Genomic DNA, 26,208 nt, shown 5'->3' with positions numbered 1-26,208 from the left:
GTTTGAGACATAGACCTTTTCATAATCCGTGATTTAAACGGCGAACTCTTTCGGCATTATGACGTCGGCTCTCCCACGCTTGGAGCAATTCGTGGGGGAATACAAAGCCAGTTAACTGCAACAATGCCAACGCAACTTCCTGCGACTTTCCGCCGTGGTCAATCCACGTTCGGATTCATTGTGCCTGCCTATAAAAACGTCCGGTTCTCACGCACTTCATCGAGCCGGTCCTCCAAGACTCTAGGGGCAATATCCATGAAGCACCTCAAACGCAGCGCCATCGTGCTCGCTGTTTCCGCCGCCGCCAGCCAGTTCGCCAGCGCCGAACCCTTCGTCACCGATCAGGCCGATGCCAAGGGCTTCGTCGAGGACGCCAAGTTCGATGTCCTGCTGCGCAACTACTACTACGACCACGACGGCAAGAACGGCAAAGCCGACAACCGCGACTGGACCCAGGGCTTCCTGGCGAACTTCTCCTCGGGCTACACCCAGGGCACCGTCGGTTTCGGCGTGGACGCCTTCGGCTACCTGGGCATCAAGCTCGACGCCGGCCGTGGCCGTGCGGGCACCGGCAACCTGCCGGTCGGCAACGACGGCAAGCCGGATGACGACTACGGCAAGGCCGGTGGCGCGCTGAAAGTGCGCATCTCCAAGACCGAGCTGAAATTCGGCGACATGCAGCCGACCGCTCCGGTATTCGCCGCCGGCGGCACCCGCCTGATCCCGCAGACTGCGTCGGGCTTCAACCTGTTCAGCAGCGAAATCGAAGGCCTGGACCTGGAAGCCGGTCACTTCACCTCCGGCACCAGCCCGGTCACCACGGCCCGCGACGGCGGCCTGTGGGCGGCCTATGCCGGCGTGGAAACCAGCGACGTCGACTTCCTCGGCGGCAAGTACGCGATCAACGACAACCTGAGCGTTTCGCTGTACGGCTCCGAGTTCAAGGACATCTGGCGCCAGTACTATGGCAACGTGAACTGGGTGCTGCCGGTCGCCGATGACCAGTCGCTGGCCTTCGACTTCAACATCTACCGCACCAATGACGAAGGCCAGGCCAAGGCCGGCGAGATCAGCAACACCACCTGGTCGCTGGCAGCCGCCTACTCCTTCCTGCAGGCGCACACCGTCACCCTGGCCTACCAGAAAGTCCACGGCGACACCCCGTTCGACTACGTCGGCTTCGGCGACGACGGCGACGGTGCCACCGGTGACTCGGTGTTCCTCGCCAACTCCGTGCAGTACTCCGACTTCAACGGTCCGGGCGAGCGCTCCTGGCAGGTGCGCTACGACCTGGCGATGGACACCTACGGCGTACCGGGCCTGAGCTTCATGGCCCGCTACATCAACGGTACCGGCATCGACGGCAGCCACGCCGACGCCGATGGCAACTACGCCGGCATGTACGGCGAGGACGGCAGCCACCACGAGACCGACCTGGAAGCCAAGTACGTGGTCCAGGAAGGCCCGGCGAAGGACCTGTCCTTCCGCGTGCGTCAGGCCTTCCACCGCGCCAACGCCGACCAGGGTGAAGCCGACAACAACGAACTGCGCCTGATCGTCGAATACCCGCTGTCGATCCTGTAATTCAGCACGAATATTCGCTGAATTATTGAGCGGGGCAACTTTCGGATTCGTCTGAAAGTTTGCCCCGTGTCCAGGCGAGATTATTACGCCCGTGCAGAAAGTCTCTTCCCGGAATAACGGTTTATCCCGCCGCTGCAACTTTCTAGAATTACCCCATCTTCCCGCTTCCGCACTTTCCCTGCGGAAGACAACTCCTGACGTTGATATTGTGATTGCTCCTTCGACGTCCTTCGAGCCGCTCCATTGGAGCGGCTTTTTTTATGTCCCGAACGCTGTCTTGAACAAAAAGTGAGCGAACCTGCCAGCGAAACGGTCCAACTCTGCGACGACGCGTTGTATCCCTACGCGAACCACGGAGGCACCTCACCATGAGCGCAATGACCCTCGAAGGCTGGTGCAAGACCACCGCCGAGCAGAAGCCCACGCCGCTGGAAGACATCCGCTTCTACCTGACCGATGAGGACCGCCTGCACCTGGAGCAGGCCGAGGTGTACCTGCAGGAGAACGGCCAGAAGGAAATGATGGTGGACGCCGACCTGCGCACCCTCGACCTGCACATGCCCGAAGCGGTCGGCCCGCTGGCGGACTGCATGTTCCGCGTGTACCTGGGCGGCGCCGAGCACCGCGGGCAGTTCCACCTGGTCGGCCACAGCGCCCGCGATGGCAGCCTGATCTACACCAACGCCGTGCTGATCGACCAGCTCATCAACTGACGCCCTCCTCGCCCGTCGCAGACGCGGCGGGCGAGGTGCGCTCGTCGCCCATGTCGCAGGTGGAGATTGTGGCCGCTGAGCGGCCGTGATTTCATAAAGCCACCTGCGTCCGCCTGCCGCATGTCCGGCGCGGAGCACAATCCAGAACTACGCCCATCCTCCGTTGAAGAAGCTGCTATCGGATGCGAACTTCCAGTAAAGCTGGGGTACAGGAGTACGGGCGATACGACGGCCTGCTGCGTCTCGCCCGCCATGCGGGTGGCGATTGCGCCGTCCTGCTCATCGACATGCGCGGCCAATTGCTCGGCCAGCTCGGCATCGACGGTGCCGGCGCCCTCTCTCTGGCTACCCTGCTGTCCCTCAATGCCGCCACCAGCCCGCTGAGCCACCAGGGCCAGCTCCTGAACCTGCTGGCCAGCCAGACGCTGCGCGACCAGGAAGGTTTTCCCCAGGCGCGCCTGCTGCTGCTGGGCAACGGCGACCAGTCGCTCAGCCAGCAACAGCAGAGGCTGCTGGACGATGTACTGGAGCTGGGCGAGGCCCTGCTCGACCGCGCCCGCATGCCACAGAAGGAAAGCGAGCGGCGCATGGCCCTGGCGGTGGACGGCAGCGGAACCGGCATCTGGGATCGCCACGTGCCCACCGGCGAGATCCACTATTCCAGCGCCTGGAAGTCCCTGCTGGGCTACGCCGAGGACGAGATCGGCAGCCGCATCGAGGACGCCTACACGCGCCTGCACCCGGACGACCTCGAGTACGTGCAGAACACCATGCGCGATCACTTCGAGGGTCGCACCGAGGCCTACGAAGTGGAGCATCGCCTGCGCCACAAGGACGGCCACTACCTCTGGGTCTGCAGCCGCGGCAAGGTGGTCGAGCGCGATGCCGCCGGCAACGCGCTGCGCATGCTCGGCACCACCACCGACATCACCGCCCTGCGCGGCATGGCCGAGCAACTGCGCGAAAGCGTGGAGCTGCTCACCGACCTGACCAATGAAATACCCGGTATGGTCTTCCAGTTCCGCCGCCTGCCCGATGGCACCGGCACCTTCCCCTATGTCAGTGCCGGGGTGATGGACATCTATGGCATTGCGGCCGAGCAGATGCAGCACAACTCCGTGTTCCTGCGCGACCTGATCCACCCCGAGGACCTGCCGGCCTGCCTTGCCTCGCTGGAGGCCTCCGCCGCCCTCCTGCAACCGTGGCGGCACGAATACCGCGTGCAGATCGCCGGGCGCGGTACGCTCTGGCGCCAGGGCAACGCGCACCCCAAGCGCGTGGCCGACGGCACCCTGATCTGGCACGGTTTCATCACCGACATCACCGAACGCAAACGCATCGAAGCCGAGCTGCAGGTGCTGGCCACCACCGACTTCCTCACGCAACTGCCCAACCGTGGCCACTTCATGCGCCTGATCGAGGCGGAGCTAGGCCGCGTGCAGCGCTCGACGACGCACCACGCAGCGATCCTGATGTGCGATATCGACCACTTCAAGGCGATCAACGACCGCTGGGGCCACGCCGTCGGCGATGAGGCCCTGCGCCACTTCGCCAGCATCCTCGGGCGTGACATCCGTCGCGTCGACTTCGCCGGGCGCATGGGTGGCGAGGAGTTCGCCGTGGTGCTGGGGGATGCCGACGTTGCCGCCGCCCAGGTCTTCGCCCAACGCCTGCAGCAGCAATTGCTGGAGCAGCCGCTGATGCAGGGCGGGCAACGCATCCCGCTGAGCATCAGCATCGGCATCGCTGCGCTGGAAGCCAGCGACGCGTCTGCCGAGGCCGGGCTTTCCCGCAGCGACAGCGCGCTCTACCGGGCCAAGCAGAACGGCCGTAACCGTATCGAGTGCCACTGAGGGCAAACCCGCGAGGCAGAGCGTGCCGCCTGCGCGGGCGTTGCCGATCCTGAACGGCTGCTGTGAAAAAGCGTGCAGAATTTTTCACCATTATGACCAGGCGTTTTAAATAATGGACTTTTCAGCACGTCGAGATATTACAATAAATCCTTTAAAAACAATTAGATAGAAGAATTGTAAGACAGGATTTCGGCCATTATTTTTGACGGCCCGCGTCGAATTCGTTTGACATATTTAACGGCTCTGGCAGGCTGGTAGGCAGGTTTCGACCGGGAAACTTCGCCTTCTGTGCGCTCCCGGCAGTGCTCGGGGCCTCAGGTAGCGCGCCTTTCCGCTGCGCGCCTGCACAAAAACGATGGGCTGCAGCCCGTCCAAAGGTGACATATGTCCAACAGCAACATTGGCAACAAGAAACAGACTCTCCGTAAACCCGTCGTCCTGATGTCCATGGGCAGCCAAGAGCGCAAAGGCCACGACTATCAGGTAATGACCCACAAATACATCGTGCCCCTGGTCGAACAGTCCGATTGCGTGCCGGTACTGGTACCGACCTGCTGCGGCATCGAAGACCTCGAGCAATACCTGGACATGGCCGACGGCGTGTACCTGACCGGCGCCGGCAGCAACATCGATCCGACCCTGTATGGCCAGGAGAATGAAACTCCCGGCAAGGGCCAGGACAAGGACCGCGACAACTTCGACATCCCGCTGATCAAGGCCGCCATCGCGCGTGGCCTGCCGATCTTCGGCATCTGCCGCGGCATGCAGGAAATCAACGTGGCCCTGGGCGGCGATATCTACCAGAAGGTCTATGCCGAACCCGGCTTCAACGACCATCGCGAGAATCCCGAAGACCCGGTCGACGTGCAGTACAGCCCGGCCCACGGCGTTCGCCCGATCCAGGGCAGCTGGCTGCAGCAGCTGCTGGGTGACGAGATCCGCGTCAACTCGCTGCATGGCCAGGGCCTGAAGAACCTGGGCAAGGGCATCGAAGCCATCGCCCACGCCGAAGACGGCCTGGTCGAGGCCATCCACGCCCCGACGCTTTCCTCCTTCCTCTTCGCGGTGCAGTGGCACCCTGAATGGCAGGCGGCGAAGAACCCCGACTCGGTGAAGATCTTCCAGGCGTTCGGCGATGCTTGCCGCGCGCAGGTGAAGAAGAAGCAAGCCCGCGCACTCGCTGCCTGATTCGCTTCCCGCGTCATGAAAAGCCCGGCCAGGTGCCGGGCTTTTTCGTTTCTGCCATTTCTCCTGGCATGGCCCGCTCATCGATGGGTATCGCTTCGCTCCACACCATCCTACGTCCGCCCTCCCGGCTGTGATGGTGCATGGTCGCAAGAGGGGTGGAGCCCATGCTGTCAACGTCATCAGCCGCGCGAATGGCGCACCCTGCACGCCCTTGAGGGCGCATCCGGCTAACCTTGGCGATCAGCGAATTCGCTCTGATGAACAAGGTGCAGCCATGAGCAACGACCTCTTCTCCCTCTCCGGCAGGACCGTACTGGTCACCGGCGCTTCCAGCGGCATCGGCGCACACCTGGCGCGCGTGGCCGCCCGTGCGGGCGCCCGCGTGGTGCTGGCGGCAAGGCGCACGGAGCGCCTGGCACAACTGGCCGAAGCCATCCGTGCCGACGGCGGTGAAGCCCATGCCGTGGCGCTGGACGTGACCGACCGCGCCAGCGTCGAGGCCGCCTTCGACAGCGCCGAGGCGCAGTTCGGCGTGGTGGATGTGGTGCTCAACAACGCCGGCATCGGCAACGGCCAGCGCGCGCTGGAGGTCAGCGAGGAAGACTGGCGCAGCATGCTCTCCACCAACCTCGACGGCGTCTGGCGCGTCGCCCAGTGCGCGGCGCAGCGTCTGGCCAAGGCCGGGCGCGGCGGCAGCATCGTCAACATCGCCTCGATCCTCGGCCTGCGCGTGGGCGGCGGCTACAGCCATTACTGCGCGGCCAAGGCCGGCGTGGTACAGCTGAGCAAGTCCCTGGCGCTGGAACTGGCGCGCTTCAACGTGCGGGTCAACGCCATCGCACCGGGCTACTTCAGGACTGAAATGAACGACGCCTACTTCGACAGCGACAAGGGCCAAGCCTACATCCGCGACACGGTACCGATGCGCCGCCTCGGCCAGCTCCGGGAACTGGAAGGCCCCTTCCTGCTGCTGGCCAGCGACGCCGGCGCCTTCATGACCGGCGCGGTGCTCGCCGTGGATGGCGGGCACTTGGTGAGCAGCCTCTAGAGCGCCCCGGCCAGGCCTCCGCCCAGCGCGCCCAGCAGCACCAGCGCCCAGGGCGGAACCCGGCCACTGAGCAGCACCAGGAAGGCCAGCGCGACCAGGGAAATGTCGAGCAGGCCGACGATGGTCTCGCTGCCGATGGGATGGATGAGCGCCGCCAGCAACAGGCCGACCACGGCGGCGTTCACCCCGGCCAGTGCCGCGCGCAGAGGCCGCTGGCGACGCAGGCTCTGCCAGAACGGCAAGGCGCCGAGCACCAGCAGGAAGGACGGCAGGAAGATCGCCAGCAGGCACAGCAGCGCGCCGGTCGCGCCGCCCGGCTCGGTGATGGCCGCGCCGAGGAAGGCGGCGAAGGTGAACAGCGGCCCCGGCAAGGCCTGCGCCGCGCCATAGCCGGCGAGGAAGGTCGGTGCATCCACCCAGCCGGGGTCAACCACCGCACTCTGCAATAGCGGCAGCACCACATGCCCGCCGCCGAATACAAGGCTGCCGACCCGGTAGAAGGCGTCGAACTGCGTCAGCCATGGCCAATGCCACGCGGCCGCCGCCAACGGCAGAAGCGCCAGCAGCACGAAGAACAGCAGCAGGTAGAAGCCGCCCCGACGACGCGACGCGCAATGGCCCGGGCCCACCGAATCGTCCACCGTGGACGGCCGCAGCCAGGCCATGCCAATCAGCGCAGCCGCGAGGATCACCAGCAATTGCACGACCACGCCGGGCCAGCGCAGCGCCACGGCGGTCACCAGGATCATCAGCCCCTGGCGCTGCCAGTCCGGACACAGCGACCTGGCCATGCCCCAGACGGCATGGGCCACCACGGCGACGGAGACCAGCATCAGCCCGTGCAGCGCACCGGCCGGCAACCACTGGCCATGCCGCGACAGCCCCAGGGCGACCAGCAGCATCAGCAAGGCCGACGGCAAGGTGAAGCCTGTCCAGGCCACCAAGGCGCCCCACTGCCCCGCGCGCAAGGCGCCCAGGGCCATGCCCAGCTGGCTGCTGGCGGGGCCGGGGAGGAACTGGCAGAGGGCGATGAGATCGGCGTAGTGCGGCTCGTCCAGCCAGCGCCGCCGGCTCACGAACTCCTCGCGGAAATAGCCCAGGTGCGCCACCGGCCCGCCAAAGGAAGTCAGGCCCAGGCGCAGGAAAATCAGGAAGACGCTCCAGAGGGAATCGCGCGGCGTCGGTTCGGTCATGGGCACGGGTCGGCAGGGGTCAGTCGCACAGTCTGGCAGTTGGATGTTGCAATGCAACTCAGCGGTCGAGTTCGCGAATCCGCTGCTCCAGGAAGCGCCGCTCCGGCTCCAGCTTCGCCAGTTCCAGGGCGCGTTCGTAGGCCCCGCGCGCCTGCTCGCGGCGCTCCAGGCGGCGACAGAAATCGGCGCGCGCGGCATGGGCCAGGTGGTAATCCTGCAGGTCGCCACGGGCAAGGATGGCATCGACCTGCGCCAACCCCGCTTGCGGGCCATCGCGCATGGACAGGGCCACGGCACGGTTGAGTTCGATCACCGGCGAGGGCTGCATCGCCAGCAGGAGGTCGTAGAGGCCGACGATTTCCGCCCAGTCGGTGCTGGCCATGTCGGCCGCGGCGGCATGCACGGCGGAGATCGCCGCCTGCAGGGTGTAGGGGCCGATACGCCGGGTAGCGAGCGCAGCGCTGATCAGTTGCTGGCCCTCCCCGATCAAGGCACGGTCCCAGCGCGCGCGGTCCTGGTTTTCCAGCAGCACCAGTTCGCCGTCCTCGGCGGTGCGCGCCTCGCGCCGCGACTCGTGCAGCAGCATCAGCGCCAGCAGGCCCATCACTTCGGCTTCCGGCAGCAATTCGAGGAGCTGCCGGCCCAGGCGGATGGCTTCGGCGGACAGGTCGGTGCGGGTCAGCGAATCGCCAGCCGAGGCCGAGTACCCCTCGTTGAACACCAGGTAGATGACCCGCAGCACACTGGCCAGGCGCTCCGGCAGTTCGGCGGCTTCTGGCACCTGGTAGGGAATCTGTGCGTCGCGGATCTTCGCCTTGGCGCGGACGATACGCTGGGCGATGGTCGAGGGCGTGGCGAGGTAGGCGCGGGCGATTTCCTCGGTCTTCAGGTCGCAGACTTCGCGCAGGGTCAGCGGCACCTGCGAGTCCGCCGGCAGGGCCGGGTGGCAGCAGGTGAAGATCAGCCGCAGGCGGTCGTCCTCGACGCTTTCGTCGGCCAGTTCTTCCACCGATTGCGCGTCGATCTCCAGTTGCTCGGCGATCTGCGTCAGGGACGCGTCGAAACGCGAACGCCGACGCAGGCCGTCGATGGCCTTGAAGCGCCCGGCAGAGACCAGCCACGCGCGCGGGTTGGCCGGCACGCCGTCGCGCCGCCACTGGTCCACGGCGGCGACGAAGGCTTCGTGCAGCGCCTCCTCGGCGAGGTCGAAATCCCCCAGCAGACGGATCAGCGTGGCCAGCACCCGGCGCGATTCACGGCGATAGACCTCGTCCACCACGTCGCGCAGGGGCTGGGGAGCGTACTCGTGCATGGGCCGCAGGTCCTTGGCGTGTAGAAGTCTGCCTATCCTGCACGCATTCCCTTCAAGGTGGGAGCTGGTCGGACGGATGCGACGAGGGGATCGTTGCGGGGTGTTTCGCTGGAGCGAACGTACACGCGAACTCGTTGCACGGTGGCCCCTGCAGGAGCGGGCCACGCCCGCGATCGCGCGCATGGCGCGCTCCTACAGGTCAACCAGATTAAGGTTTGGCGTCGAACAACAGCTGTCCCGTCGCCGGATCGAAGGGAATCGAGAAATGCTCGTGGGCGATCTTCCACTGCCCTGCCTCGCGGCGCAGGCCGACGCTGACCCGCGCCCAGGAGGCGTTGTGCTGGCCCTTGTCGTCGGTGCCGCCGCAGTAGGCGAGGTAGTGCCCGAAGGCCGTATCGCCGCTGCTTTCGAAGCTCAGCTCATGGATCTCGAAAGTGGGTTCCTTGCACATCTGCGTGCAGTCGCGCCAATGGCTGGCATAGGCCTCGACGCCCTTGAACTGCAGTTGCTTCACCGCATCGAAGGCGAGGATGTCGCGGGTGTAGTGGCCTGTAATGCCTTCGACGTCGGAGGCGCGCACGGACTTCAGCCAGCTTTCCAGCAGCGCGTGCAGTTCGCTGTGGGTGGCGTTCTTCTGGGCAGCAGTCATCGGGAATCTCTCCGTGTAGTAGTCGGGTCGGTTCAGGACCCGCAGCAGCTGTGCGGCGGCGCGGCCTGGTCGTAGTCGTCGTGGAAGCGCGTCCAGTTCATGCCCTTGCCCTGGTAGTCGGGCATGCCGTCCCAGCCTTCGCCGCGCCCCAGCGGGGTGAGGTCGAGCAGGTGGTAGGTGAACAGCGGCGCCTCCAGCCCGCGGCCGTAGGTCGAGTAGCTGTGGAAGACCTGGTCGCCGTCGCGCAGGAACACGCTCATGCCCGGCTGCTCGCCGCGCACGTGGTAGTCCTGGCCGAGGCGCTCCAGCTCCGTCTTGTCACGATAGTTGTATTCCACCGGGGCGACGGACTCATCGACGCTGACGTGGAAGTCGTAGTTGAAGTCGCTGCCGAACGACGAGTACCAGGGGAACTGCCAGCCCATGCGGGCGCGGAATGACGCGATTTCCTCCAGCGGCGCGCGGGACACCATGGCGAAGGTGGTACCACGCGCATGCAGGTGCTCCAGCCGGCCAAGGTTGTCGATCAGGTAGGAGCAGCCCTCGCAGCCCAGCCCCGTGTCGCGATGGAACATGAAGTGGTAGACGATCAGCTGCGGCCGGCCTTCGAACAGGTCGAGCAGGCGCAGCGGGCCGTGCGCGCCCTCGAAGCGGTAGTCCTTGTCGATGCGCACCACCGGCAGCTCGCGACGCTGGGCGTTGAGCGCGTCGCGGGCTTTGGTGGCAGCCTTTTCCTGCTCCAGCAGGCGGATGCGTGCCTGTCGCCAGGCGGCCTGGGACACCACGCGGGGCATCTCCGGAAATGAAGAACCTTTATCGGCCAGTTTCATGTCGCACGCTCCTGGGGGCGTTCCCGTTGCTCGTTGGGCCGGGCGCGGCGCTTGCCGCGCAGGCGGGTGACGGCGAAGGCACTGACGCCGCCGGCGGAAAGGACGCTGGTCACCGCCAGCGTCAGGGTCGATACGCACAGAGGGCACATGGCTCACCTCCTTCAGGTTGCGGGTTGCATCAGCCCTTCTCGGCAAGCGCCTTGAGGTTGGCCAGGCCCGCCTCGAAGTCCTTGCCAACCATACTGTCCACGTCGAAGAACAGGTGCATGATCTTCGCCACGAAGGGCACCGGACCGAACATCGCCCAGGTCACCTCGGTGCCGCCGTCGCGCGGCACCAGGGTGAACTCGGCGGTGTTGCTGGCCTTGAACGGCTTGAAGAAGTCCAGCGCGATGGTCACGCGGCTGCCGGGGTCGCTTTCGAGGATTTCCATGCGCCCAGCCCCGGCCTTGCCGTTGCCTTCCCAGGCGTACACCGCGCCGCGGCCCTTGTCGGCGCCGGAGAAGCTGCGCTGCATGGCCGGATCGAGCTTCTCGAAGGGCGACCATTGCGCCCACAGGTGGAAGTCCTCGATATAGCCCTGGACCTTCTCCGGCGGTGCCTGGATGCGCGCGCTGCGCTCCACGCGGAAGGTGCCCGGACGATTCGCCGCCAGCACCAGAACCACCACCACGGCCACTACCACCACCAACCCGATCCACTTCAGCATCACATCCTCCTGACGTTGCTCGCTCTTGAAATAAAGAGCCCTTGAAACAAAGAACTCTCGAAGAGCCGGGCCTCAGCGCCCGGCGAAATAACGATCCCAGTCACGCACAGGGCGGACCTCCACGGCACCCAGCCGACCGCTGGGAATCCGCTGGGCAATCTGCAGCGCTTCGTTGAGGTCGCGGGCGTCGATCAGCACGAAGCCGCCCAGGTACTCGCGGGTCTCGGCGAAGGGCCCGTCGGTGACCGCCAGCCCTGTCGCGCCATGCCGCAGCGTAGTCGCCGTCTCCACCGTTTCCAGCGCCTCGGAGGCGAGTACCCGCCCGGCCCGGCGCTGGTATTCGTCGTTGGCGAAGCACTCGTCCACCAGCCGCCGGTACTCGGGCTCGGACAGGCTCGACAGGCGCTGGTCATCCACATAGATCAGACAGAGGTACTTCATGGTCGTCTCCCCGCTCGGTGCGCTTGCAGTTACTTCCTAGTCGAAGCGCGCGGGCGGGAATCGACAGGCGAGCAAAAGTTTTTTCTCCCGCGGCAGGGCAGCGGTCCCCGGCAGCCCCGGCACAGGGCTCAGCCACGGCCCCGGCGCCGTTGGTCAGGCGCCGCAGAAAACCTGCAGCGGTGCTTTCAGATTCGTCTCAGAGCTTTCCGAAAGCTCTGACGGGAAGATTGGCCTGGGAAAAAACCCTGACCATGGAGCTCAAGAGAATGAAACTTCGCGCAACCGCCCTGGCTGTCGCAGCCACCTTCGCTGTGCCGGGCTTTGCTTTCGCCGCCAACACCATCAATTTCAGCGGTGAAGTAACCGACCAGACCTGCTCGGCGGTGGTCGACGGCAACACCGACCCGACCGTCATCCTCGACAGCGTGCCGGTCAGCGCCCTGAACGGCACCGTCGGCCAGACCACCGGCGAGACCAGCTTCACCCTGCAGCTGACCGGTTGTGCCGCCCCCAGCGGTGCCGCCGAGCACTTCACCACCCTGTTCCAGGCCACCAACGCCACCGCCTCGGGCAACCTGACCAACACCGCCGCCAGCGGCGCCACCGGCGTGGCCCTGCAGCTGCTCGACGGCCCGGCCGGCGCTCCGGTGAACCTGGCAGGTGGCGCGGCCGTGGCCGCCGGTGACATCGTCCTGGCCGACGGTGAGACCAGCGCCAGCTACGACTACGCGGTGCAGTACATCTCCGAAGACGCCGTCGTGACCCCCGGCCCGGTACTCGGCTCGGTGACCTACACCCTGCGCTACGAGTGATACCCCGCGGCACCGCCCCCCGGTGCCGCCTTCCCGCATTGCGCCGCGTCGTTCAGGGGTGAACCCGCCCCGAACGTCCCGGCAACACAGGTGAACCGGATGAACGCCCTCCCACCGCGCCCGCTTCGCGCGGCGACGCTTGCGCTCGCCCTGCTGGCATCCTTCACCGCCTCGCTCGCCCAGGCCAGCGTGGTGATCACCGGCACCCGCGTCATCTATCCCGGCGACGCCCGGGAGAAGACCGTGCAGCTGACCAACAAGGACGGCTTCCCCAACGTCATCCAGGCCTGGATCGACATCGACGACCCTGCCTCCACGCCGGACACCGCCAAGGCCCCCTTCGTGGTGAACCCTTCGGTGTCGCGCATGGCGCCCGGCAGCGGCCAGACCCTGCGCATCCTCTACACCGGCTCCGGCCTGCCCAAGGACCGCGAATCGCTGTTCCACCTCAACGTGCTGCAGATTCCGCCACGCAACGCCGCCAAGGCCGAGCAGAACCAGATGCTGCTGATGCTGCGCAACCGCCTGAAGCTGTTCTACCGCCCGGCAGCCATCGCCGGCAGCCCGGAGCAGTTGCCCGAGAAGCTGCGCTTCTCCCTGGTGCAGAACGGCAGCAACTGGAGCGTGAAGGTGGAAAACCCCACCGGCTTCCACGCCTCCTTCGGCGGCGCGACGCTCAGCGTCGGCGAACGCCAGTGGACGCTGCAGCCGGGCATGGTCGCGCCCATGGGCCAGGCCCAGTGGCAGGCGCAGAAGCCTTCGGCGCTGCCCGCCGGCACGCCGCGACTGTCCGCGCTGCTGATCAACGACTACGGCGCAAGAGTGGAACTTCGCCATGATCTGCCGCGTTGACCTCCACCGTGGACCGCTGCTGCCCTTCGCCCTCGGAACCCTCGCCATGGTGGTCGCGGGGCTGGCCCAGGGCGATGCGGACTACCGCTTCGACGACAGCCTGCTGATGGGGTCGGGGCTGGCCGGCGGCAGCCTGGAGCGCTTCAACCGCGCCGACCAGGTGGACCCCGGCACCTACCACGTCGACCTCTATCTCAACGGTCAGTACGCCACCCGCGCCGAAGTGGAAATGCGCCAGCGCGGCGAGCGCGCCGAGCCCTGCTTCAGCGAACGCTTCCTGCGTCAGAGCCTGGGTGCGCGCCCCGACCCGAAGGCCGGCAAGGATGACCAGGGCATCTGCCACTGGCTCACCGAGCGCCTGCCGGGCTCGACCTGGAACCTCGACACCGCACGCCTGCGCCTGGACCTCTCGGTGCCCCAGGCGTTGCTCGACATCAAGCCGCGCGGCTATGTCAGCCCGGATGAATGGGACGCCGGCAGCACCATGGGCTTCGTCAACTACGACGCCAACCTCTACCGTTCCACCTTCGAGGACTCCGGCAGCGGCGGCGATTCGGACTACGGCTACCTGGGCCTGAACGGCGGCGTGAACCTCGGCCTGTGGCGCCTGCGCCACCAGTCCAACTACACCTATTCCAGCTACGCGGGGAACACCCGCAGCGACTGGAACAGCATCCGCACCTATGCCCAGCGCGCGGTGCCGGGCCTGCGCAGCGAACTGACCCTGGGCGACAGCTACACCGAGGGCAACCTGTTCGGCAGCATGGGCTACCGAGGCCTGCGCCTGGCCACCGACGACCGCATGCTGCCCGACTCGCAGCGCCAGTACGCGCCCCAGGTGCGCGGCACGGCCAACACCAACGCGCGGGTAGTGATCAGCCAGAACGGCCGGAAGATCCACGAGACCACCGTGGCACCCGGCCCCTTCGTCATCGACGACCTCTACGGCACCGCCTACGACGGCGACCTGGATGTGCAGGTGATCGAGGCGGACGGCAGCGTGTCGCGCTTCTCCGTGCCCTTCTCCGCCGTGCCCGAGTCCATGCGCCCTGGCCTGTCGCGCTACAGCGCCACGGTCGGCCAGGCGCGCCAATACGGTGACGGCAACGACCTGTTCGGCGACCTGACCTACCAGCGCGGCCTGACCAACGCCCTCACCGCCAACCTCGGCACCCGCGTCGCCGAGGACTACCTGGCCGTGCTCGGCGGCGGCGTGCTGGCCACGCCCTATGGCGCCTTCGGCATGAACACCACCTTCTCCAGCGCCACCGTGGAGAACAACCAGCGCAAGCAGGGCTGGCGCGTCGGGCTGAACTACAGCCGGACCTTCCAGCCGACCCAGACCACCCTGACCCTCGCCGGTTACCGTTACTCCACCGAGGGCTACCGCGACCTCGGCGATGCGCTTTCCGCCCGCGATGCCGGCGAACACGGCGACAGCTGGGATTCGAGCAGCTACAAGCAGCGCAACCAGTTCACCCTGCTGGTCAACCAGGGCCTGGGGCAGTACGGCAACCTCTACCTGTCCGGCTCCACCGCCGACTACTACGACGGCAAGAGCCGCGACACCCAGCTGCAGCTCGGCTACTCCAATGTCTGGCGCCAGCTCAGCTACAACCTGTCCTACTCGCGCCAGCAGACCACCTGGTACCGCGACGTGAATGACGACTACGACCCGTCTCAGCCGCCGCAGTACAACCTGCAGCACGGCAGCAACCGCAACAACACCCTGACCCTGAGCCTGTCCATGCCGCTGGGCTCCACCAGCCGCGCACCGAACCTCAGCGCCATGGCGTCGCGGCGCTCCGGCGACAGCAGCGGCAGCACCTACCAGACCGGCCTCAACGGTACCCTGGGCGAGGCGCGCACCCTGAGCTACGCCCTCTCCGCCGGGCGCGACAGCGAAGGCCAGGGCACCGACTTCAACGGCAGCGTGCAGCAGCAGACTTCGGTCGCCACCTTCAACGCCGGCTACGCCGAAAGCTCCAGCTACCGCCAGGTCAACGGCGGCATGCGCGGCGCGGCGGTGCTGCACAGCGGCGGCCTGACCCTCGGGCCCTATGTCGGCGACACCTTCGCCCTGGTGGAAGCCAAGGGCGCCAGCGGCGCCGGCGTGCGCGGCGGCCAGGGCGCGCGGGTGGACAGCAACGGCTATGCCGTGGTGCCCTCGCTCTCGCCGTACCGCTACAACCCCATCAGCCTCGACCCGCAAGGCATCGACGAGAACGCCGAACTGGTGGAAACCGAACGCAAGATAGCGCCGTACGCCGGCGCCGCCGTGCGCGTCGAGTTCAAGACCCTCACCGGCCACCCCCTGCTGATCCAGGCCAGGCTGCCCGATGGCCAGCCGCTGCCGCTGGGTGCCGACGTGCTCGACGGCAATGGCGTCAACATCGGCATGGTCGGCCAGGGCGGCCAGGTCTATGCCCGCGCGGAAGGCGAGAACGGCCGACTGCGCGTGCAGTGGGGCGAACGCCCGGAAGACGGCTGCCTGCTGCCGTATGACCTCAAGGGCGCCGACGTCGACCAGGTACTGGTCCGCCTGCAGGCAACCTGCCTACCGGAGGCTTCATGAACCCTATCCTGCGCAGCCTGCCGCTGCTCGCCCTGCTGCTCGCGCCAGGCGCCTGGGCCACCTGCTACAAGGTCACCAGCGTCGGCAGCGCCACCACCACCGCCACCTACCAGATCCGTCCCGGCGAGGGCGTGGCCGGCGCCTGGCCGGGCGACGGGGCCTGCGATACCTGCAACGGCTCCCTCGGCCTTCCCAGCGTGATCAACGTCAGCGACGCCAGTTTCCAGCCCGACGGCAGCCTGATCGCCAGCTCCGTGTCACCCATCACCCAATATGGGAACTCCGCCGGCTACGACGCCGAGCGCGTGTTCTTCCGCTGCGCATCGGGGGACGCGGTGTACGAGATGTTCTCCACCAACGCCGACAACCTCTACAGCGGCTGGTACCAGGGCGGCGACAGCGCCGGCAATTCCATCGGCCTGCAGTCGGCCTACCGAACTGCCTGGCCCAACGTCCTGCTACGCCTGACCCATGTGGAAAGCGGCCAGTATTTCACCGACGTCTGGCGCGAGCGTCTGCTGACCGGGCTGGACATCGATTCGCGGGGCTTCCAGCTGGTCAAGGCGAAGAATCTCAGCGCCGTACGTGCCGAGCTGTTTCGCGGGCCGCTCGAGACCAGCCTCGGCTTCCCCTATTCAGCCACCATCGCCTCGCAGGCCTACCTCTACACCCAGCCCGCCGGCTACATCGCCATCAAGGGCCCGGGCCTGGCCTACCCCAACGTCGGCCAGACCCACTATGGCAACTACAACGGCTGGCACTACAACTGGCCCGGCGCCATTGGCCTGTACAACACCATGACGCTCAAGCGCTACCCCACCTGCGCCGTCACCAACGTCACGCCGCACGTGGTGTTCCCGTCGATCTCCATCGGCGAAATCAACGCTGGCTCGAGCCGCGAGATGCCTTTCCAGGTCGACTTCAAATGCCAGTCGGGCGTGATCAACAGCACCGCCGTCAACGGCACGGCACTGGGCATCAAAGTCTCCGCGGGAGCACTGGCAGCCTCCACCGGGCTCGGTCTGGTCAACTCCAACGGTGGGCTTTCCTACCTGGTCTCCGATCGCTACGGCCAACCGGGCGTAGCCCAGGGCGTGGGCATCCGCCTGCTGCGCAACGGCAGCGAGATGAACCTGCTGGCCAACGAGAACTCCGCCAAGGGCAGCAATGCGGCAGCCGTCGGCTGGTACCCGGTGATCGGCGGTGCGTCGAACAACACCGGTACAGTGAGTGGTATCACCCAGTACACCGAGACCTTCCGCGCCCGCCTGGAGAAACTCGGCGTCGGCAGCATGCCCACCGTCACTCCCGGTCGCGTGGAAGCCACCGCCCAGGTGGTGATCCGTGTGCAGTAAACGGCTGCTCATCGCGCTGTTCGGCCTCGCGCTTCTGGGGGCCATGGAGGCTCACGCCGGCGTCACCGCCGAACGCACGCGGGTGATCTTCGACGCCGACCAGCGCGAGGCTTCGCTGGCGCTGGTGAACCAGAACAGTTACCCGGTCATCGTGCAGACCTGGATCGACGACGGCGATCTCGACGCCGCGCCGCAGACCGCGCAGGCGCCGATCATGCCCCTGCCCCCGGTATTCCGCCTCAACCCCGGCCAGCAGCGCAGCCTGCGCCTGCTCTACACCGGCGAGGCGTTGCCGCAGGACCGCGAGTCACTGTACTGGCTCAACCTCTACGAAATTCCGCCGCAATCCAGCGAGCCGCTGGCCGAGGGACAGTCGCGCCTGACCGTCACGCTGCGCACGCAGATGAAGGTCATCTATCGACCGCGCGCCCTGGCGAAAGACGCCGAGGAAGCTCCGCGCAAACTGGTCTTCCGAAGGGCCGGCAATGCGGTGCAGGTGGAGAACCCCACCGCCTACGTCATCACCCTGGCCGGCGCCGAAGTGCGTCAGGGCAGCGCCAGTTCGCCGCTACCGGCCGACCTGTTGCCACCATTCTCGCAGCGCACACTGGCGCCAACCCAGCCACTGCCGGCAAGCGCTGGCGAGGTTCGCTACCTGTGGATCGACGATGGCGGGAACAGTCAGCAGGGCACTGCGCCGCTGCGCTGAGGTCCGAAGCGACGGAGCCCGCTCCTTCAGGGGAAATCCAAAGCCGGGCCTCTGTGCAGGAGTACGGCATTGGGCCTACTGGAACAAATTGGCCATCACGCAGAACGTCAGCAGCGCCTGGTCAGTATCGACGTCCAGCTTGCGCATGGCGGAGATCTTCTGCGCGCTCACCGTCTTCACACTGCGGTTGAGCAGCAGCGCGATGTCACGCACGCTCATCCCCGAGACGAAGTGGCGCAGCACCTCATACTCCTTTACCGACAGGCTGGCGATACGCCCCTCCACATCGTCGCCGCTGGACAGCACGCTGCTCGAGGACTGCATGCCCGGCCCACGGTAGATGCGGTCCTGGGACAACGCCTTGAGCGCCACCAGGATCTCGTTGAGGTCGCCGTTCTTCAGGATCACCCCCGACACGCCCAGGTCGTACAGGCTGGAGAGGATCAGCGGGTTGGACAGCATGGTGAGGATCAGGATGCGCGTGTCGGGGAAGTTGCGCAGCAGGAACTCGATCAGCTTGATGCCATCGCCATAGGTCTGGTCGCCCGGCATGTTGTAGTCGGTGATGACGATGGCCGGCCGCTGCTCGCGGTACAGGGCCACCAGCTCGCTGGAATTGTGCGCCTCGCCGATCACCTCGAAGCGATCGTCCCGTTCGATCACCTCGCGAACCCCCATCAGGACGATGGGATGGTCGTCCGCTAGTGCCACTCTGACTTTTTCCATGAGTTTTCTTGAGTCCCAACGTTTGCGATCGTCGGCCGGCCACAGAGGCACGACCACACTTCCAGAGTAGCCCCGGTTATCGAACAGGCTCTCAGAGGCTGGCCAGGGCCGCCTCGATTCGTCCCAGCAGCGCGTTCACCGCCGCGGACAGTTCCGGCCCGGCGGGCTGCGCGATCAGCGCCTCCTCCACCGCGCCGCAGGCATCACTCAGGCCATGGGCCTGGACCACCGCCAACGCGCCACGCAGGCGATGGACCTGCTGGCGGACGGTCGCCAGGTCGCCCGCCTGCAGGGCTTGGGTCACGCCCTGCATGTCCTGGCGCATGGTGCGCAGGAACAGCTCGCGCATCTTCTCCGAGACCTGGATGCGGTCCTGTGCCGGCTCCTGTCCCTGCGCCGGGTTTTCCGGCGGCTCTGCCGGCGCATGCCCGCAGACCTTGAGCAAGCCGTCGTGCAGCGTGCGCAGGCTCATCGGCTTGACCAGCCAGGCGTTCATCCCCACCGCCATGCAACGCTCGCCCTCCTCGCGCAGGGCATTGGCAGTGACGCCGATGATGGGCAGCCAGCTGTCCTGACGACGCAGTTCGCCGACCAGTTCGTAGCCATTCATCACCGGCATGTTCACATCGGTCAGCAGTGCATCGAAGGCGCCGGGCGCCCAACGCTGCAAGGCCTCGCGACCGTTGCTGGTGAGGGTGACGCGGCAACCCAGCTCCTCGAGCTGCTCCTTGAGCAGCGCCTGGTTGATCGGGTTGTCCTCGGCCACCAGGACCCGCAGGCCGAGCTTGCCCAGTCGGGCGACACGGGGAATCTGGCGGGGCTCGCCCCCTCCGCCCCGCTGCGCCAGACGCAAGGCCTGGGCAATGCCGGACAGATGGTAGAGGCTGACCTCCCAGCCCAGGACTGAAGCTTGTGGCTGCACGCTGGCCTCGGTCAAAGCATTTACCCGCGCGCCGCTCCACAGCGGCTCGTCGCCGGCCTCGAGCAGGTCCAGCAGCACCGCGCCAGGCGGAACGTCCAGCGGCAGCTCCTCCTGGACCAGCGCCGAGCCGCCCCAGCAGTCGACCCAGGCAGCCAGGTTCTGTGCCAGCTCCTTCACTGGCGCCCGCACGTAGACCGGTTGCGGTAGCAACGGCGCGTCGTCACCCAATGGCCGGGCGCGCTCCAGCACCGGCAGCACCAGGGTGAAGGTGAAACTGCTGCCCAGCCCGGTTTCGCTGACCACCCGCAGCTGTCCCCCCATCAGGTCGCTCAGTCGCGCGCAGATCGACAGGCCCAGACCGGTACCGCTGACCGTGTGCTCGTGGCCGTGAGCCTGGTAGAAGGGTTCGAACAGCCGCTGTTGCTGCGCGTCGGACATGCCGATGCCGGTATCGGTCACCTGCCACTGCAGGGCCGTCTCGCCCTTTTCGCCGACCACGATGCGCAGTCGCAGCACCACGCGGCCGATGTCGGTGAACTTCAGCGCATTGCTCAGCAGGTTGGCGAGAATCTGCCGGATGCGCGCAGCATCGCCGCGCACCAGGCTCGGAACATTCGTGTCGAGGCAGGCATACAGCTGCAGCTCCTTGCCCTCGGCCACGCCGGCATAGCTGGCGACCACGCCCTCCGCCAGCTCCAGCGGGTTGAACTCCACGGCCTCGAGCGCCATCTGCCCGGCCTCGATCTTGGACACATCGAGGATGTCGCTGATCAGTTGCAGCAGGGTCGAGGACGAGCGCTGGATGGTGGCGAGGTAGTCGCGTTGCTGGTGGCTCAGCTCGGTCAGCCCGAGCAGCTCCAGGGTGCCCAGCACCCCATAGAGCGGCGTGCGGATTTCATGGCTCATGGTGGCGAGGAACACCGATTTGGCCTCGCTGGCAGCATCCGCCGTGAGCTTGGCGTCGGCCAGCATCTGCTGCGCCTGCTTGTGCGCGCTGATGTCGTTGAAGGCGCAGAGCACCACTTTTTCGCCACGGTAGCGGGTCGGTGCAAAGCTGGCATGCAGGGCGCGTCCTTCCACCTCGAAGACCAGTTCGCCGTTGCCCTCGCCCACCCTTGCGCTGAGGTCCCAGTCGCGGCTGATGCGGGTGATGGCCTCGCCATCGCCCAGCCATTGCTCGGCCAGGCGATTCTGCATCACCACCTGATGGCCGCCATGGCGCAGCACGCACAGAGCCACCGGCGCGGTCTGGATCACCGCGCGACTGAAAGCATCGCTCTCGACCAGATCGAGGTGCGCCTGGCGTGCCGGCCCGATCACCCGCCGTGAATACCAGGAAATGGCCAGCCAGCCGCCAGCCAGGCTACCGAGGATCAGGGCCAGCCCGCCGAAGAACTCCCACTTGGCATAGCGGAAGAAACTGCCATAGCCCAGGTGATAGAGCCCGGTCCAGCCGCCGTCGAACTCACTGCGAATCTTGAACACCAGGCCGTCAGTCCCGATGTTGAGCCCATCCGCGTAGTCCCTTTCAGAACCGGGGACATCGATCAGCACGTTGCCGTGGGGGGTGATCAGCTCCAGCTCATCGAACACCGGGCGATCGAGGATCTGCTCCATGTCATTGATCCGCCCCAGATCCAGCAGCGAAACCGCCACCACCCTGCGATCCAGGTCCGAATCCCACCAGAGGTCGTCAGGCAGGTCGAGGCTGACATAGGCCAGCAGTTCGCGACTGCCGCCCGTGTAGTTCTGCGCTTTTGCCCAGTGCACCCGCGTGTCGCTGCGCTGGGGGGAGCGCGCTTCCAGCGCCTGGCGCACCTGCTCGATCACCGGCAGGTAGGAGCGCCGGGTCACCGGACGATGATCACGGAAGTTGCCGATCGCGGGCACCGCCAGGCTGGTCGGCCCATTGAGATCGAGTACCAGGACCTGCGGCGACGGGAAGGACGAAGTGCTCCAGTAACTGCTGTAGAAATTCGCCAGCATGACGCCGAAGGAGAAGGTTCCGGCCCTCGCACGCGGGCCTACGCCCCGTACCTGTTGCGCCAGGGTGAACGGCATGGCGAAGGAAAACTCCCGCCCTTCGTGGATCTCCATGCCGTTCTCGCTGACCAGCATTCGCCGTTGCAGCGGGATCACATCCAGGTCCTGACGCTGGGTGGAGGCGTCGCTCTGCTGGGCAACGCGGTTGAGGAAAGCCTCGTGCTCGTGGAGGTCTCCCACCAGCCGGCTGAAATGGAAATGCACCTTGTCCCGCTCTTCCTGCACCAGTCGGCCAAGCGCCCAGTAGCAGGCGCCAACCAGTATCAGCGCAAGGGAGACGGCACACAGCAGGACGATGTTCAGGCGCAGCGAAGTGCTCGCCAGTTTACGAATCGAGCCGTTGTCATGTTCCTGCATGCGAAGCATCCGGTGTCGCGGAAAGTGGCGGCGGAGGGCCCGCCGGATACCAGCAGACTGTAGATGTGAGTCAGGCATTAGGCGACCCGTCGGGCCTTTCGAAGCCGACGAGCATCCTGGCATCTGCGATGTTTCTGCCGTGGATCAATGTGCCATCGCGGAGCGTTCCTGGAGCAACTGGCGGGTGAATACGGCCGGCGGCACTGCTTCGGAGAACAGGTAGCCCTGGGCGCAATCACACCGCAGCCGGCGTAGCAGCGCCAGCTCGTCCGGATGCTCCACGCCCTCGGCAATCACCTCCAGCCCAAGCTGCCGGCCGAGCTTGACGATGCTCTCCAGCGCCGCGGCCAGGCCGTCGTCGTCAACGCATCCGTGCACCAGCGCGCGATCGATCTTGAGCTCCGTGAAGGGTGTCGAAACCAGGTTGTACAGCGAGCTGTAGCCCTGGCCGAAATCGTCCTGGGCGAGGCCGAAGCCCTTCATGCGCAAGCGGCAGGTGCCGGCATAGTAGTTCGCCGGGGTCGCCGTGCTGCTGCATTCGAGCAGTTCGAAAACGATGTGCGCCGGCACTCCGCCACGGGCAGCGACGAAGGCTGCGAGCCGGTCCGGCAGCTCGGGATCATCCAGCAGGTGGGTCGGCAGGTTCACCGCCACCGACAGATGAAAGCCCAGCTTGCCCCAGTCGGCCTGGGCCTGCAGCGCCTGTTCGAGCACCGTCCAGAGCAGCGCTTCATCCAGCCCGGCAGCGGTCAGCGCCGCCATGAAGCTGCCCGGCCGCAACACACCGTGGCGAGGGTGCTCCCAGCGCACCAGCGCCTCCGCCGCAACGATGCGGCCATCGATCAGCGAGGCCTTGGGCTGGAACCACGCACAGAACTGCCGCTGCGCCAGGGCCTGTTCCAGCTCCTCGCGAGTCGGCGCGGGAACCGCCGGCGCACGCTGCTGCTCCGCACGTTCCAGGCGCAGGACGAGCTTCTCCAGCAGCCGGCGGATCACTGGCGCGCGGGCAGGCTTGGCGATCTGTTCCAGCACGGTGATGCCATGGGCGCGGGCCACCATGCAGGCACTGCCCATCAGCGGGCGCGAGGCCGAACTCATGATCGCCAGCAGCGGCGGATGACTCATTGCGGCCAGCCGCTGGATCAGCTGCACGCCGTCAAGGCCAGGCATCATCAAGTCGCTGACCACCAGGTCGAAGCGCTCCCGCGCCAGCCAGCGCAGCGCCTCGGCGCCATCCTCGGCGGCACGCAGCTGCACGGCACCCTGCTCGCGGAACAGGTTGAGCAGGTACTCCCGCTGGAAGGGCTGGTCTTCGACGATCAGGATTCGCTGATGTCGCATGGCGGCACCTCCGCGGGCAGGCTGGTCAGGCATTGGCGCAAGGTGCGCAGGTCCACCGGTTTGAGCAGGCAGAGGTTCATGCCGGCAGCGAGGCAGCGTTCGCTCTCCTCGTGCATGGCGTTAGCCGTGGCGCCGACGATCGGCCCGCGATAGCCGCGCTGGCGCAGCGCACGGGCCAGTTCGTAGCCGTTGATATGGGGCATGTTGACGTCGGTGAGCACCACGTCGAAGGCATCGGGCTGCCAGCGCGCCAGCGCCTGTCGGCCATCGGCGGCCAGTTCGACTGCGCAACCGAGCATCTCCAACTGGTCGCGCAGGATCAGCTGGTTGATCGGGTTGTCCTCCACCAGCAACACGCGCAGGCCGAGGCCGATATCGGGCAGGGTCTCGGCCAGACGCGTGGCCTCGCCACTGGTGCAGCCCTGCGCCGCTGCCAGGGCACGACGCAGTCCTTCGAGGTTGTAGCGGCCCACATGCCAGTCGCAGCCTTCCTGGCGAGGCTGCTCGCCGCCCAGGTCGGTCACCAGCACCCGGCAGCCCCGCCAGGCAGGCAGCGGCTTGCGGTCGTGGGGATTGAAGCGCAGGTCCACCAGCACGCTGGACGCGTCTTCCTCGAGCGACTGGTCGGCGGCCACAACCTGGGCCCGCGCGCCCCAGCGGGTGATCCAGCCGCAAAGGCTATCGGCCAGTTCGCGGGTCGGTGCGTGCACCCACACCATCGCGTTGCACAGCCTGGGGGCGCTGGAACTCTGCCGGTCCACGCATTGCAACGGCAGGCTGAGGGCAAAGCTGCTGCCCAGCCCCACGTCGCTGACCACCCGCAACTGCCCGCCCATCAACTCGGTCAGGCGCTTGCAGATCGACAGGCCGAGCCCGGTCCCGCCGGCCATGCGGGCGTTGCCGGAAACCTGGTAGAAAGCGTCGAAGAGGTTCTCCTGCTGGTCCTCGGGAATACCGATGCCGGTATCGGCCACCTGCCAGTGCAGGGTGTCGTTCCAGCCCTCGCCGGTCTCGGCGCGCACGCGCAGAACGATGCGCCCGCTGTCGGTGAACTTCACCGCATTGCTCAGCAGGTTGTTGAGAATCTGGCGGATGCGCGTAGCGTCGCCCAGCACCCGCTCGGGCATCTGCGAGTCACAGCAGGCATAGATCTGCAGGCCCTTGGCGCGAGCCGCGGCAGCGTATGACTGGACGCTGTCGAGGGTGAGCTCCAGCGGCGAGAACTCCACCGGTTCCAGGCCCAGTTGGCCAACTTCGATCTTCGATACATCGAGCACATCACTGATCAGTTGCAGCAAGGTCGAGGATGAGCGCTGGATGGCGCGCAGGTAGCCGGACTGCTGGTGGTCCAGCGATGTGCGGCCGAGCAGCTCCAGGGTGCCCAGCACACCGTAGAGCGGCGTACGGATCTCATGGCTCATGGTTGCCAGGAACAGCGTCTTGGCCTCGTTGGCGGTGTCGGACAGGCGCTTGGCTTCGGCCAGCGCCGCCTCGGTCTGCTTGCGCGCGCTGATGTCGCTGAAGGCGCAGCAGAGCACTTCCTCGCCCTTGTAGCGGGTGGGCGTATAGCTCAGGTACAGGTGCCGGCCGGTATGGGTTTCCACTTCCTCCGAGCCGCCCTCCTCGCCACTGCTGAAGCCACGCTCCAGCCAGCCGTGGCTCCAGTAGCGACGTTCGTCGCCGCTGCCCAGCCATTGCTGGGCAAGGCGGTTCTCCAGCACCACCTCGGCATCGCTTCGCCGCAGCACACAGAGCGCCACTGGCGCGGTCTGGATCATCGCGCGGGAGAACCCCTCGTTCTCCACCAGCGCAGTGAGGCGATGCTGCGCCGGGGCGATCAGGCGCCGGTTGATGCGCCGGCACATGCCCCAGACCAGCAGCGCGCAGCCCAGCAGGAAGGCCAGCGATGCGAGGATCCTGGGCCACATCGGCAGCAGCAGGTCGTACAGGTTGAAGTAGTAGATCAGCGACCAGTCGGAGCTGCCCAGGTGCTTGAGCAGCGCCAGGTGGCTGGGCAGCACACCGGGCCCGCTGAAGGCGAAATTGTCGCCGTCCCACAGGTCGCTGAACTGCAGGCCGAGCTGCGGCGTCACCGCGCTGCCGAGGATCGCCCGGTGATCACGGTCCAGCAGCAGGAAGCGCCCGGCCTCGGGCACGCCGAAGGCGGCGGAGAGGTCGGCGCCGAAAAGCTCCAGCCCCAGCCAGCCGTTGTCCTGCTCGCTGGTCACGCGGGTGAACAGGTACTGCCGCGCCTGCGGGTCGGTAGGGTCGGCGAGCCAGCGCACCTGTCGCTCCTCCTTCGGCGTACCGGGCTGCGCCAGCGCCTCGAGCACCGACGGCGGCACCACGGCGTTGAGCGCCGGCGCTCCGTACAGCCGGTTCACCGAGCGCTCCGGTTCGGGGGAGACATAGATCAGGTTCAGCCGCTTGGCCTCCATCTCCGCCAGGTCGCGCCCGGAAAGCGCCAGGCTCCAGCTGGAACCGGGCTCGCCGAGGGTGACGAAAATCTGCTCGTGGGGCGGCACCGGCACGCTCAACTGGCGCCACTGCACCGGTGGCTCGCGCATCTTCCAGGTCACGCCCCGGCTGATGTGCTCCAGCAGCGACTCGCGCTGGCTGAGATAATCCTGGGCCTCGTACATGGCCGCGTTCATCTGCCGGCGCAACTGCGACACTTCGCTGTTGAAGCTCGCGGCGAGGAACAGGCTGAGGGTGAAGAAAAGGCAGGCGATCACCACCCAGGCCAGCAGACGAAGGAGCTTTCGGGCCGCCTTCGGGGTGGAAAAGGACGAATCCTGACGACGAAGGAACTGCTTGAGTTTCATGGCCGCCAGCCTCTCGAACAGCTGACGCATAGAACATCAGACAAATCTAAAAAGTTCGAAATCGGAACAGATTAGGCACTTGGAGAGCCTGTCTCTTCAGGGTGTCTGCCAGGCATCGCCGGGCTGAGCGCCTATCTTCCTCGCCTGGGCACTCGAATTTTTTCGACCCCT

Annotated in this window: 21 protein-coding genes; 10 read left to right on the top strand and 11 right to left on the bottom strand. The window is 66.4% G+C overall.

Annotated elements, in window-relative coordinates; translation table 11 throughout:
• Positions 1 to 255: 255 nt before the first annotated feature.
• From IB273_RS19060 to IB273_RS19040, 5 genes are all read left to right on the top strand, one after another.
• Positions 256 to 1,584 (top strand): OprD family porin, encoded by a 1,329-nt coding sequence (locus IB273_RS19060; protein WP_192224764.1) that lies wholly within the window; start codon positions 256 to 258, stop codon positions 1,582 to 1,584.
• Between the two features lie 368 nt (positions 1,585 to 1,952).
• The gene (locus tag IB273_RS19055; protein ID WP_081517568.1) at positions 1,953 to 2,297 is read left to right on the top strand and encodes a hypothetical protein; all 345 of its coding nucleotides are present in this window, start codon (positions 1,953 to 1,955) and stop codon (positions 2,295 to 2,297) included.
• 182 nt (positions 2,298 to 2,479) lie between these two features.
• On the top strand, positions 2,480 to 4,150 hold the full coding sequence (locus tag IB273_RS19050) for a sensor domain-containing diguanylate cyclase (RefSeq protein WP_192224763.1): 1,671 nt from the start codon (positions 2,480 to 2,482) through the stop codon (positions 4,148 to 4,150).
• A gap of 384 nt (positions 4,151 to 4,534) precedes the next feature.
• Positions 4,535 to 5,338: a gamma-glutamyl-gamma-aminobutyrate hydrolase family protein gene (locus IB273_RS19045; protein ID WP_151189532.1), complete on the top strand. Its 804-nt coding sequence runs from the start codon at positions 4,535 to 4,537 to the stop codon at positions 5,336 to 5,338.
• 274 nt (positions 5,339 to 5,612) lie between these two features.
• Positions 5,613 to 6,386: an SDR family NAD(P)-dependent oxidoreductase gene (locus tag IB273_RS19040; RefSeq protein ID WP_081517565.1), complete on the top strand. Its 774-nt coding sequence runs from the start codon at positions 5,613 to 5,615 to the stop codon at positions 6,384 to 6,386.
• Here the strand turns inward: IB273_RS19040 and chrA are convergent.
• The 7 genes from chrA to IB273_RS19005 all read right to left on the bottom strand — a co-directional run bounded on the left by chrA (position 6,383) and on the right by IB273_RS19005 (position 11,520).
• The gene (gene chrA / locus IB273_RS19035; RefSeq protein WP_081517564.1) at positions 6,383 to 7,579 is read right to left on the bottom strand and encodes a chromate efflux transporter; all 1,197 of its coding nucleotides are present in this window, start codon (positions 7,577 to 7,579) and stop codon (positions 6,383 to 6,385) included. The two genes, IB273_RS19040 and chrA, sit on opposite strands and share 4 nt — an antisense overlap.
• Positions 7,580 to 7,637: 58 nt before the next feature.
• Positions 7,638 to 8,891 carry an RNA polymerase sigma factor gene (locus tag IB273_RS19030; protein WP_192224762.1) on the bottom strand — a complete coding sequence of 418 codons (1,254 nt, stop codon included), beginning with the start codon at positions 8,889 to 8,891 and terminating at the stop codon, positions 7,638 to 7,640.
• A gap of 208 nt (positions 8,892 to 9,099) precedes the next feature.
• Positions 9,100 to 9,540, bottom strand: coding sequence for a YybH family protein (locus IB273_RS19025; protein WP_151189528.1), 441 nt, complete (start codon positions 9,538 to 9,540; stop codon positions 9,100 to 9,102).
• 32 nt (positions 9,541 to 9,572) lie between these two features.
• Complete coding sequence (locus IB273_RS19020) at positions 9,573 to 10,334, bottom strand: DUF899 domain-containing protein (protein ID WP_225610250.1); 762 nt, start codon at positions 10,332 to 10,334, stop codon at positions 9,573 to 9,575.
• A gap of 32 nt (positions 10,335 to 10,366) precedes the next feature.
• The gene (locus tag IB273_RS19015; protein ID WP_167523265.1) at positions 10,367 to 10,519 is read right to left on the bottom strand and encodes a hypothetical protein; all 153 of its coding nucleotides are present in this window, start codon (positions 10,517 to 10,519) and stop codon (positions 10,367 to 10,369) included.
• 29 nt (positions 10,520 to 10,548) lie between these two features.
• A complete protein-coding gene (locus tag IB273_RS19010; protein WP_151189526.1) occupies positions 10,549 to 11,079 on the bottom strand; it encodes an SRPBCC family protein in 531 nt (176 codons plus the stop codon).
• A gap of 72 nt (positions 11,080 to 11,151) precedes the next feature.
• The gene (locus tag IB273_RS19005) at positions 11,152 to 11,520 is read right to left on the bottom strand and encodes a YciI family protein (protein WP_192224760.1); all 369 of its coding nucleotides are present in this window, start codon (positions 11,518 to 11,520) and stop codon (positions 11,152 to 11,154) included.
• A 266-nt stretch (positions 11,521 to 11,786) separates the two neighbouring features.
• Here IB273_RS19005 and IB273_RS19000 point away from each other — a divergent pair, with 266 nt between their 5' ends.
• From IB273_RS19000 to IB273_RS18980, 5 genes are all read left to right on the top strand, one after another.
• On the top strand, positions 11,787 to 12,332 hold the full coding sequence (locus IB273_RS19000) for a fimbrial protein (protein ID WP_151189524.1): 546 nt from the start codon (positions 11,787 to 11,789) through the stop codon (positions 12,330 to 12,332).
• 99 nt (positions 12,333 to 12,431) lie between these two features.
• Entirely contained in the window at positions 12,432 to 13,184 is a 753-nt protein-coding gene (locus tag IB273_RS18995) for a molecular chaperone (RefSeq protein ID WP_192224759.1), read from the top strand.
• Complete coding sequence (locus tag IB273_RS18990; protein ID WP_192224758.1) at positions 13,168 to 15,759, top strand: fimbria/pilus outer membrane usher protein; 2,592 nt, start codon at positions 13,168 to 13,170, stop codon at positions 15,757 to 15,759. The genes IB273_RS18995 and IB273_RS18990 overlap by 17 nt, the downstream gene beginning before the upstream one ends.
• Positions 15,756 to 17,114: a fimbrial protein gene (locus IB273_RS18985; RefSeq protein ID WP_081517555.1), complete on the top strand. Its 1,359-nt coding sequence runs from the start codon at positions 15,756 to 15,758 to the stop codon at positions 17,112 to 17,114. The genes IB273_RS18990 and IB273_RS18985 overlap by 4 nt, the downstream gene beginning before the upstream one ends.
• Entirely contained in the window at positions 17,104 to 17,823 is a 720-nt protein-coding gene (locus IB273_RS18980; RefSeq protein WP_151189521.1) for a molecular chaperone, read from the top strand. The genes IB273_RS18985 and IB273_RS18980 overlap by 11 nt, the downstream gene beginning before the upstream one ends.
• Positions 17,824 to 17,898: 75 nt before the next feature.
• Here IB273_RS18980 and IB273_RS18975 read toward each other — a convergent pair whose 3' ends face one another.
• The 4 genes from IB273_RS18975 to IB273_RS18960 form a co-directional block, all read right to left on the bottom strand.
• Positions 17,899 to 18,549 (bottom strand): response regulator, encoded by a 651-nt coding sequence (locus tag IB273_RS18975; protein WP_081517553.1) that lies wholly within the window; start codon positions 18,547 to 18,549, stop codon positions 17,899 to 17,901.
• A 91-nt stretch (positions 18,550 to 18,640) separates the two neighbouring features.
• Positions 18,641 to 21,871, bottom strand: a complete 3,231-nt coding sequence (locus IB273_RS18970; protein ID WP_192224757.1) for a hybrid sensor histidine kinase/response regulator — start codon at positions 21,869 to 21,871, stop codon at positions 18,641 to 18,643.
• Positions 21,872 to 22,015: 144 nt separating this feature from the next.
• Complete coding sequence (locus IB273_RS18965) at positions 22,016 to 23,212, bottom strand: EAL domain-containing protein (RefSeq protein ID WP_081517551.1); 1,197 nt, start codon at positions 23,210 to 23,212, stop codon at positions 22,016 to 22,018.
• Positions 23,191 to 26,037, bottom strand: coding sequence for an ATP-binding protein (locus IB273_RS18960; RefSeq protein WP_081517550.1), 2,847 nt, complete (start codon positions 26,035 to 26,037; stop codon positions 23,191 to 23,193). The genes IB273_RS18965 and IB273_RS18960 overlap by 22 nt, the downstream gene beginning before the upstream one ends.
• Positions 26,038 to 26,208: the final 171 nt, after the last annotated feature.

It is taken from the genome of Pseudomonas sp. PDM19, assembly GCF_014852215.1.
Classification (GTDB): Bacteria; Pseudomonadota; Gammaproteobacteria; order Pseudomonadales; family Pseudomonadaceae; genus Pseudomonas.
This window is presented reverse-complemented; position numbering and strand designations above follow the sequence as displayed.